This is a genomic window from Pseudomonadota bacterium, from assembly GCA_039714795.1.
GTDB lineage: Bacteria > Pseudomonadota > Alphaproteobacteria > JAGOMX01 > JAGOMX01 > JBDLIP01.
Genome location: JBDLIP010000073.1, coordinates 1 through 8,892, shown reverse-complemented (window position 1 = coordinate 8,892; position 8,892 = coordinate 1). Strand labels below are relative to the sequence as shown.

At 44.4% G+C, this 8,892-nt stretch carries 8 protein-coding genes and 1 pseudogene; 5 read left to right on the top strand and 4 right to left on the bottom strand.

What is annotated here, in order from left to right; all coding sequences use genetic code 11:
* The first annotated feature begins 168 nt into the window (after positions 1–168).
* Positions 169–384: pseudogene (locus ABFQ95_05955) on the top strand (DDE-type integrase/transposase/recombinase).
* 137 nt (positions 385–521) lie between these two features.
* On the opposite strand, the gene rnhA reads toward ABFQ95_05955, so the two are convergent.
* A complete protein-coding gene (gene rnhA, locus ABFQ95_05950) occupies positions 522–986 on the bottom strand; it encodes a ribonuclease HI (GenBank protein ID MEN8237068.1) in 465 nt (154 codons plus the stop codon).
* 180 nt (positions 987–1,166) lie between these two features.
* Between rnhA and ABFQ95_05945 the strand changes: the two genes are divergently transcribed.
* On the top strand, positions 1,167–1,709 hold the full coding sequence (locus tag ABFQ95_05945) for a hypothetical protein (protein MEN8237067.1): 543 nt from the start codon (positions 1,167–1,169) through the stop codon (positions 1,707–1,709).
* Here ABFQ95_05945 and ABFQ95_05940 read toward each other — a convergent pair.
* Positions 1,706–2,212: a DNA starvation/stationary phase protection protein gene (locus ABFQ95_05940; protein MEN8237066.1), complete on the bottom strand. Its 507-nt coding sequence runs from the start codon at positions 2,210–2,212 to the stop codon at positions 1,706–1,708. The two genes, ABFQ95_05945 and ABFQ95_05940, sit on opposite strands and share 4 nt — an antisense overlap.
* A gap of 70 nt (positions 2,213–2,282) precedes the next feature.
* On the opposite strand from ABFQ95_05940, the gene ABFQ95_05935 reads away from it, so the two are divergent.
* Genes ABFQ95_05935 through ABFQ95_05925 form a run of 3 tightly spaced genes read left to right on the top strand, consistent with a single transcriptional unit; the run spans position 2,283 to position 5,221 of the window.
* Positions 2,283–3,209, top strand: a complete 927-nt coding sequence (locus tag ABFQ95_05935; GenBank protein MEN8237065.1) for a zinc ABC transporter substrate-binding protein — start codon at positions 2,283–2,285, stop codon at positions 3,207–3,209.
* Positions 3,206–3,973 carry an NAD kinase gene (locus ABFQ95_05930; GenBank protein MEN8237064.1) on the top strand — a complete coding sequence of 256 codons (768 nt, stop codon included), beginning with the start codon at positions 3,206–3,208 and terminating at the stop codon, positions 3,971–3,973. The genes ABFQ95_05935 and ABFQ95_05930 overlap by 4 nt, the downstream gene beginning before the upstream one ends.
* 15 nt (positions 3,974–3,988) lie before the next feature.
* Positions 3,989–5,221: a cation:proton antiporter gene (locus ABFQ95_05925; GenBank protein ID MEN8237063.1), complete on the top strand. Its 1,233-nt coding sequence runs from the start codon at positions 3,989–3,991 to the stop codon at positions 5,219–5,221.
* A gap of 64 nt (positions 5,222–5,285) precedes the next feature.
* On the opposite strand, the gene ABFQ95_05920 is transcribed toward ABFQ95_05925, so the two are convergent.
* Together ABFQ95_05920 and polA are read right to left on the bottom strand one after the other, a co-directional pair.
* Entirely contained in the window at positions 5,286–5,786 is a 501-nt protein-coding gene (locus ABFQ95_05920; protein ID MEN8237062.1) for an OmpA family protein, read from the bottom strand.
* Between the two features lie 190 nt (positions 5,787–5,976).
* Positions 5,977–8,706 (bottom strand): DNA polymerase I, encoded by a 2,730-nt coding sequence (gene polA / locus ABFQ95_05915; protein ID MEN8237061.1) that lies wholly within the window; start codon positions 8,704–8,706, stop codon positions 5,977–5,979.
* Positions 8,707–8,892: the final 186 nt, after the last annotated feature.

Genomic DNA, 8,892 nt, shown 5'->3' with positions numbered 1-8,892 from the left:
AAGCATTTTCTTACTCCTTTTTGGTTGACAGGAGTACAATCTAGTTAAGTTTTTATTAAAATCCAAGATACTTTAGGGAATACGACTAACCCAGTCCCGGATTAGCAGGAATTCTAGCGAAATGACCGTATCGCTACATCGTTTCAGGGTCACACCCTTTGAAAATTTGAAATTCGACAGAACAAGTATCTCAATAATATTGTTGAGCAAGACCATAGATTTGTAAAAAAGCGAACGCGTCCAACATTAGGATTTAAAACCTTTTACTCTGCTTGGGCAACAATTAAAGGAATTGAAAACATGAGAATTATACAAAAAGGGCAAACAACAGGTTACGACTCTAAATTATCAACATTCCATAATTTCATGGTTCTGATGGCGTAGTTTGTCAAGGGGAATATCGTTTTTAGAAATTTCACGGGCACCCCCAACAGATGCGACAGAACCCTGAACAACCCTGCCACAGTTATGCACTTCGTGGACTCAATCAGACAAACCTAAAATTAAGGTCTGACGAAGCACTAGGTTTCTTTTTCAATCATTGCAGCGATAATAGCGTTACGTGCTAAAAGGTCAGCGCGCTCATTTTCCGGATGTCCATCATGACCTTTAACCCAGTGCCAGGAAATCTCGTGACGCTGGCAAGCAATATCAAGACGTTGCCAAAGATCTTTGTTTTTCACATCCTTGTTAGTTGATGTTTTCCAATTTTTGCGCTTCCAATTGTGGATCCACTGGTTCATGCCGTCTTGCAAATAACGACTGTCCGTGTGCACCCGCACCTTGACCCTGCGTGTGAGAGTCTCTAGTGCCTCAATAGCAGCCATCATTTCCATACGATTGTTGGTTGTTTTTGGGTGAGAACCCGACATTTCACGCTTCTTACCTTTGTAGTGCAAAATCGCCCCCCACCCTCCAGGACCTGGATTACCACTGCACGCGCCATCGGTATAAATATCTACGGTATCAATTACATCTTGGCTCATCTGTGCTCCTTTAAATAGCCTATACCCATCACCTTTCAAACTGTGGGTTCGTCAAAAGCTCACATTTTGCAATCTGACGGGTATATACATATGTGTGTATATAAGGTACTTAATGTTTAAGTCTGTAGTATGCCAGGGTCAATATCACCCTGCAAAGAAAATGTCGATTGGAGTTCATTGATGCTGAAAATAGCTTTTGTTTTGTTAGGATGCGTGTTGCTTGGAGGATGTAATTCTAACCCCATACTTTCAGGCAAACGAAGCGCGCAGGCGTGTCCTGCTACATATATTGTCCGAGACCTCTCTTTACATACAGTCAAAGACCCAGAGTCGGATCAGCTTTTAGCCAAAGCCTATATTGATCGCATCAAGCCACGGTGCCGCACTGAAGATAATCAGATCAGTATCAAACTGAATCCACAAATCACGGCGCAACGGTTTCACTCGCAAAAACCCCAGGAAGTCAAAACATCCTATTTCATTGCCCTGGTCGATGCAAATAACCAGCTGATTGCCAAAGAGGTGTTTCCTGTTTTGCTGGAGTTCGACGGAAAAGAACGCCGCACATATGAACTACCCGAAGATGAGTATGAGCTTGTGTTACCAGAAAACATCAAATTAGACCAAACAAAGGTATATGCTGGATTTCAGGTTGAAAATCACCAGTGGACAGAGAATAAAAGTCTCTATACTCGTAATCAGCTAGCAGGTAAATTGCCCTAGCCTAGAGTCGCTCTTAGCATCCATACTGTTTTTTCATGAACAGCCATGCGCTGAGCCAAAAGATCGGCAGTTGCCTGATCATGGGCATGCTCAGCGAGTATAAATAGCTCTTTGTAAAATGCTGCCATGCTTTCATGATCACTCACCAACTCTTGCAAGAGAGCACGGATAGGTTGGTCATAGCTTGCTTCTTGGAGCCGTGTTAGCTTAACAAAATCAGCGTGACGCGCCGGCACCATTGATCCGAGTGTACGAATACGTTCGGCCAAATCATCACTGGCCACGGCCAGGTCATCGTATTGCTCCTCAAAAAGTTTGTGCAGGGCGTAAAAGTGAGGCCCCACTACGTTCCAATGACATCCTTGTGTTTTAAGCGAAAGGGTATAGTTGCTCGCCAGAGCAATCATTAACCCTTGGACAATGTGTGAGATTTCCTGCTTGCGTATGCCAGCATTTAAGCTGAAGGAACCCACTTTTCTGTCAAGACTATCCAATTGCGCCATTGGCTCTCTCCTTTTTTATCAATTTGAGATATAATACCCACCAGATATTTAATAAATCGTTAGAAAGCTCATGATACGCATTTACTGTACTTTTTTAGTGTTCTTTTCGATGCTGTTGTATCCACAGCTACATGCAGTACAACCTGAGGCCAAAGTACCCAGCGTTCTTGTAAGCATTCGCCCGCTGCAATCGCTTGCAGCAGGGGTCATGAAGGGTGTTGGTGAGCCAGATTTACTGATGCAAGTACAACAATCACCGCATACTTTTTTCCTTAGGCCTTCAGATATTGAACGCATTCACAAGGCTGATTTGTTCGTTTGGGTAGGCCCTGAACTTGAATTTTTTCTCGACTCCTTGCAAAAATCGATGCAGCATCAGCTACAAATAATCCGCATTGAAGGTATGCAATTACTTCCTTTAAACTCCACCGATCATCCACACGGTCATCACCATCAAAGCACTACAGATCCACATCTATGGCTAAATCCACAAAATGCCAAAAAATTTGTTATAGGTTTTGCTGAAGTTTTAAGTCGGTTGGACCCAAATCACGTTGAATTGTACACAGCCAATGCCACGGTGCTAGCAGAAAAACTCGATGTTTTGGATGCTGAATTGAAAACGGCTCTGCGACCTTACCAAAAGCAACCTTTTTTCGTATTCCACGATAGCTTGCAGTATTTTGCCAAGCATTATCAGCTGGAAGGATGGCACATCATTACAGCCAACCCCGGGCAACCCCTCACGGTAGGACAGCTTAGCGATAATATAGAAAATATCAAAAACCTTGGCGTTCAATGCCTATTCCAAGAACCGCAATTTGACCAATCCAGCATCAAAACACTGGCTAAACACACTGGCATTTGTGTAAGGACTCTTGATCCTTTAGAAGCTCCTCAAGCTTCTACAGATCAGGCTTATTTTGCGGTGATGCGCAATCTCGCCAAAACATTGATCACCTGCTTTAAGCAACAACCTAGGACATCTCCACGATGAGCGATCCAAAGGTTGCTTTTTTAGCAGATACAACAAAACCAACACAAGTCGCTCTTGCAACACTTGAAAGGATCTACTCAAGTGTGCCTCCCCACCAGGCAGATATAATCATTGCCCTTGGAGGAGACGGTTTTATGCTGCAAACGCTACATAAATACATGAAAATAAATGTTCCTGTATTTGGTATGAACTTTGGTAGTATCGGTTTTTTGCTTAATACATTCTCAACAGAAAACCTCATGCAGCGCCTAGCTGAGTCTAACAAAGTCAACTTGCATCCACTCGACATGGTGGCCATAACCCAAGAGGGCAAAGAACATTACGCCAAAGCCATTAATGAGGTCTCACTGCTGAGGCAAACCCGACAAGCAGCCAAAATCCGCATCAAGGTGGATGATATTGTCCGAATTAACGAGTTGATCTGTGACGGCGTCTTAGTGGCAACTCCTGCGGGAAGCACTGCCTATAACCTTTCAGCTAGAGGACCCATTATTCCCTTGCAAGCAAAGCTACTGGCTCTCACGCCTATTAGCGCCTTTCGTCCGCGGCGCTGGTCTGGCGCGCTTTTACCGCACGAGGCACAAATCATTTTTGAAATTCTTGAACCAGAAAAACGCGAAGTAATTGCGGCTGCTGACTTTACCGAAGTGCAACATGTCACTGAGGTACGCGTCTGTGAAAATCGCAACATCACCCTGCAACTGCTCTTTGACAAAAGCCATAATCTAGAAGAGCGGATTATTAACGAACAATTTTTGAGTTGATTGGAAGGAATAAACATGGAACTCAATGCGCTAATGACAATCATTACACAAATATGTGTCTTTTTAGGGATGCTTGCCATTGTCAACCACTACTTTCGCCGCACTTGGATACCACCTGAGGCTTGGTTTTTGTGTCTCGGAGTTGGCTATGCACTATTGCGCAGGTACATATATCCTTGGCTACCTGCCACCCATCTGGATCCACACGTACTATTTTTTGTGGTACTCCCTTTGCTAATTTTTGCTAGCGGCCATCTGTTACACCCCAAACAAATTCGCTCTCAACTCGTGCCCATTGCTTTTTTTGCATTCGCAGGTGTATTTGCAAGTCTGGCTTTGATTGGTCTGCCGATTGCTTACCTGATGGAGATTCGCATCATAGATGGAATCTTTTTTGCAGCAGCAGTTTCAGCAACAGACCCAGGCGCAGTTGCTGCTCTCTTGAAACGATATAGTCTGCCTGAAGGCCTACAAACCATTTGCGAGGGAGAATCACTGTTTAACGATGGTTTGGCGGTAGTCGTTTACACAACCTGTGCAGCCTTAGCCATTAAAGGTATGGAGATAGAGGCAACTCTTTTCAGTCTGAAATTCATATGGGCCTTAGGTGGAGCTTTAGTATTTGGTTGGCTCTATGGCTGGATTACCGCCAAGTTATTGTTGTGGTGGCAAGATTATCGGGTCTCAACCGAGTTAACCCTTAGCATTATGTTAGCCTTGTCTGCCTTTATAATAGGAGAACAAATCCTGCATGTTTCTGGAGTGATTGCGGTTTTGGCATCAGCTATGAGTTTTATCAAGGTGCGCTCTGGCACAGGTCCTATAGCAAGGCCACTCGATAGCTGTAATTTGTTTGATCCTTTTTGGACCTATCTCAGCTTGGTTCTGAATGCCCTCTTGTTTTTCACCCTAGGCTTTGAAACTGGCGGTCATGATTTCCCTATTACTTGGCTCCTACTCGAAGTCATTGCTGTCTTGGTGTTCTCAAGAGCAGTCATCGTCTACCTTGGAAGCGGTGTTCTTCGTATCATGCGCCATCCTCTTCCCCTGGCTTGGCAAAATGTCTTGATGCTCGGCGGGCTGAGAGGACCTATTGCTATTGCCCTGGTGTTAATGATGCCTGAAGACTACGAGCACAAAATGATCTTTCTTTGTTTAGCGTTCGTGATTAATTTCGTTCCATTACTGATTCAGCCGGGAATTTTGCAAGTCTATCTTGGCTCAAAACCTGCTGCTCTGAAGCCATAAAAAAACCACCCACAAAAAATTGTGGGTGGTTTTAATGTTTCAGTCAGAACAAAAGTTTGAAAATTTATTCAACTTTTGTTGTGGCTACGCGGTTCAGCTGAAAAGCCTTCTCGTCGCCAGCACTTTGAGTAGCTACAGGCTTTTCCTTACCGAAGCTAACGGTACGAATGTGACGATTGCTATTACGACCGTGACCCTGCATGGTTTCGCCAACACCGTTTGCAGCCATAAATCTTTTGGCGGCAACCGCACGGCGCTCACCTAGTGCTAGGTTGTACTCACGAGTACCTCTTTCATCAGTACGGCCTTCGATAACAACAGCCATTTGTGGGTAGCGCTTGAGCCACTCAACCTGTTGTAACAAGTTATGCCTTGCATCGTGATTAAGATCAGAACGATCAAAAGCAAAATAAGCACTATCAGGAACATTCTGTGCAAAATCTGCAGCTGATCCCGGAATTGCTTTTGCTTCAACTGTTTTCTCATCTTCTGTGTATTGTGGTGAATTCTGACAGGCTGCCAAAAAGGCACTGGCTGCAAGAGCTGTCGTTAATTTGAGTTTCATTTGTCTTCCCCTTTTCGTTTCTCTTCGATCCTAATGTAACAAGAAATGATAAAAAAAATATTAAAATCAAACTATCATGTATAGGATTCTTGATCCACCGATTTAGCCTGATTTTCCTTTATCCAAAATTAGATTAAAGTTTTCGGGCTAAGGAATCAAGAGGAACGACAAGATAGCTTGAAGAAAACTCTCAATCCTTCGCATCTGCCCAATTGGGTCCCACCCCAATATCAACAGTGAGTGGGACATCTAAGAAAGCAGCTTGCTCCATAATTTTCTTTACAATGTTCTGAGTGGCTTCTATTTCCTGCTCCGGGACTTCGAAAATCAATTCATCGTGGACTTGTAGCAACATACGTGCCTTTAAGCCTTGATCTTCAAGAGCGTTGGGAATGCGTACCATGGCATGTTTGATAATATCCGATGCTGTTCCTTGCAAGGGGGCATTGATGGCCTGACGTTCAGCAAAACCTCGGCGAGCCGGGTTTTTATCTAAAATTTCTGGAATATAGCAACGCCGTCCAAACAAAGTTGAAACATACCCTTGCTTGCGGGCCTGGGCCTTAGTTTGCTCCATATAAATGGGGATACCTGGATAGCGTTCGAGATAATGTTCAATATGTTCTGCAGCTTCTGCCTTGGGTATGCGCAGTTGCCGGGCAAGCCCCACTGCACTAATGCCGTAAATGATGCCAAAGTTCAAAATTTTAGCCCGGCTTCGCATGTTCGCATCAACTTCTTCCGGAGTGACATGAAAAATTTCAGAAGCCGCTTGGGTGTGAATATCAGCACCCCGAAGAAAGGCTTGTCTGAGGCTTTCGATGTTGGCCATGTGAGCAAAAATACGTAACTCAATTTGCGAATAATCAAAGGACATCAGTTGGTGTCCAGGGTCAGCAACAAAAGCGCGGCGAATTTTCAATCCTTCTGTACTACGGATAGGAATATTTTGCAAATTGGGCTTTGATGATGACAGACGGCCCGTTGAAGTTACAGTCATAGCGTACGAAGTATGCACACGCCTGGTGCTTGGGTTGATCTGCTTAATGAGACTATCGGTATAGGTTGATTTAAGTTTGGCAAGTTGGCGCCAATCTAAAACTTTATTAGGCAGTTCGTGACCAAGGCTAGCAAGGGTTTCCAGTACTTCAGCACCGGTGGAGTAAGCCCCGGTTTTACCTTTCTTGCCGCCGGGTAGCTTCATTTCATCAAACAGAATTTCTCCCAATTGTTTAGGTGATCCAACATTAAAGGAACGTCCGACTATTTGGTGGATTTCTTGCTCAAGCTCTCCAAGACGCCTGGAAAAATCGTGACTGAGAGATTTCAACTGCCTGGCATCAACACATATCCCGTGGGCTTCCATCTGGGTGAGAATCCCCACCATAGGCCGTTCAAGAGTTTCGTAAACGGATTTTGCCGATTCTTTCACAAGACGTGGCGCTAAAATGCTGTGGAGCTGTGCGGTGATATCTGCATCTTCAGCAGCGTATTTACATGCCTTATCGAGGGGAACATAATCAAATGTCACTGCGTCCTTGCCCGTTCCGGTGATATCTTTGTACTTTATGGTGGTCAGCCCTAAGTGAAGCTTTGCCAGTTCGTCCATCCCATGTCCATGAGTAGTGCCGTCCAGCACGTAGGACATCACCATGGTGTCGTCAATGGTAGCAAACTCCACCCCATATCGTTTGAGAATGAGCGCATCATATTTTAGGTTTTGACCAATTTTAAGAATGGAGGGATCTTGCAGCACAGGGCGCAACATCGAAAGCGCAGTTTCTAACTCAATTTGTTGCAGCGGTTTGGAGTACTCAGGCTTGGTAAATAGATCAGGGGTTGGTAGCTTGTGGGCCAGAGGGACATAGCAGGCTTTTCCTGGATTGACAGCAAGGGAAAAGCCAACCAGCTTTGCCTGCATCGGGTTAAGCCCAGTGGTTTCGGTATCAACAGCCACCTGCCCTGCTGCATAAATTTGATCAATCCATTGTTTAAGATCGCTTTCTGTTTGTACCAACTGATAGTCTTGTTTGGCTTCCTCTTTCTTTTGAGGCGTGCTGGACAGGCCTTTTTTTTCAAGGCGTGCCAAAATAGACGTGAAGTTTTGCTCAGTTAAAAACTGTGTCAGACTCTTGATGTCAGGCTCTCGTTTTTTGAATTCTTCAATAGACTGGGTTACTGGAGCCTCAAGGCATAAGGTGACAAGATTGTAGGAGACTCGAGCGTCCTCAGCATGCTGTTGTAAACGCTCACGCCGCTTTGGTTGTTTGATTTCACCTGTATGTTGTAAGAGCGTTTCAAGATCACCATAGTGATTAATAAGCTCGGCTGCCGTTTTGACGCCAATACCTGCAACCCCTGGAACGTTATCCACAGAGTCCCCGGCCAGGGCCATCACATCAACTACTTTTTCTGGAGGAACGCCAAATTTTTCAATGACTTGCTCGATACCAATATCTCTGTTTTTTAAGGGGTCAAGCATATGCACATCATTTGTCACCAATTGCATCAGATCTTTGTCGGATGACACAATGGTAACGTTCACTCCCTCGGATCTAGCCTTGGTTACGTATGTGGCAATTAGGTCATCGGCTTCAAAGCCTTCCATTTCTATGGTGGGAACATTAAAGGCTTTGCAGACCTCTCGAATCAATGGAAACTGAGGAATCAACTCTTCAGGAGGAGGAGGTCGATTGGCCTTATAAAGAGGATAGATTTCGTTACGAAAGTTTTTGCAAGCAGTATCAAAGGCAATAACCAGATGGTCTACGTCTGTTTCTCCTAAAAACTTCATCAGCATATTTGTAAAACCAAACACGGCGTTAATCGGAGTGCCGTCTGGACGGCTAAAGGGAGGCAGCGCATGAAACGCCCGAAAGATAAAACCGGATCCATCGACAAGATAAAGGTGTTTTGGCATTGGGGTGACTTTTAATGGTAAGGACATGTTATCTGTCTAGCATAGATTCAGGATAAAATCAGGGAGGAAATAGGGTGGTGTAGGAGAAATTTGATAATGTCCGGTTAAGCAATTTAGAAATGTCCGGTTTTACCGTTTTCTTATCCAGCACAATGGGTACGTTGTTTCATCACAGACGTAGCTCTC

Coding starts and splice junctions, on each gene's coding strand:
- ABFQ95_05935 (MEN8237065.1), top strand. CDS start 2,283: ATGATACGCATTTACTGTACTTTTTTAGTGTTCTTTTCGATGCTGTTG.
- ABFQ95_05930 (MEN8237064.1), top strand. CDS start 3,206: ATGAGCGATCCAAAGGTTGCTTTTTTAGCAGATACAACAAAACCAACA.
- rnhA (MEN8237068.1), bottom strand. CDS start 986: ATGAGCCAAGATGTAATTGATACCGTAGATATTTATACCGATGGCGCG.
- ABFQ95_05925 (MEN8237063.1), top strand. CDS start 3,989: ATGGAACTCAATGCGCTAATGACAATCATTACACAAATATGTGTCTTT.
- ABFQ95_05945 (MEN8237067.1), top strand. CDS start 1,167: ATGCTGAAAATAGCTTTTGTTTTGTTAGGATGCGTGTTGCTTGGAGGA.
- ABFQ95_05940 (MEN8237066.1), bottom strand. CDS start 2,212: ATGGCGCAATTGGATAGTCTTGACAGAAAAGTGGGTTCCTTCAGCTTA.
- polA (MEN8237061.1), bottom strand. CDS start 8,706: ATGCCAAAACACCTTTATCTTGTCGATGGATCCGGTTTTATCTTTCGG.
- ABFQ95_05920 (MEN8237062.1), bottom strand. CDS start 5,786: ATGAAACTCAAATTAACGACAGCTCTTGCAGCCAGTGCCTTTTTGGCA.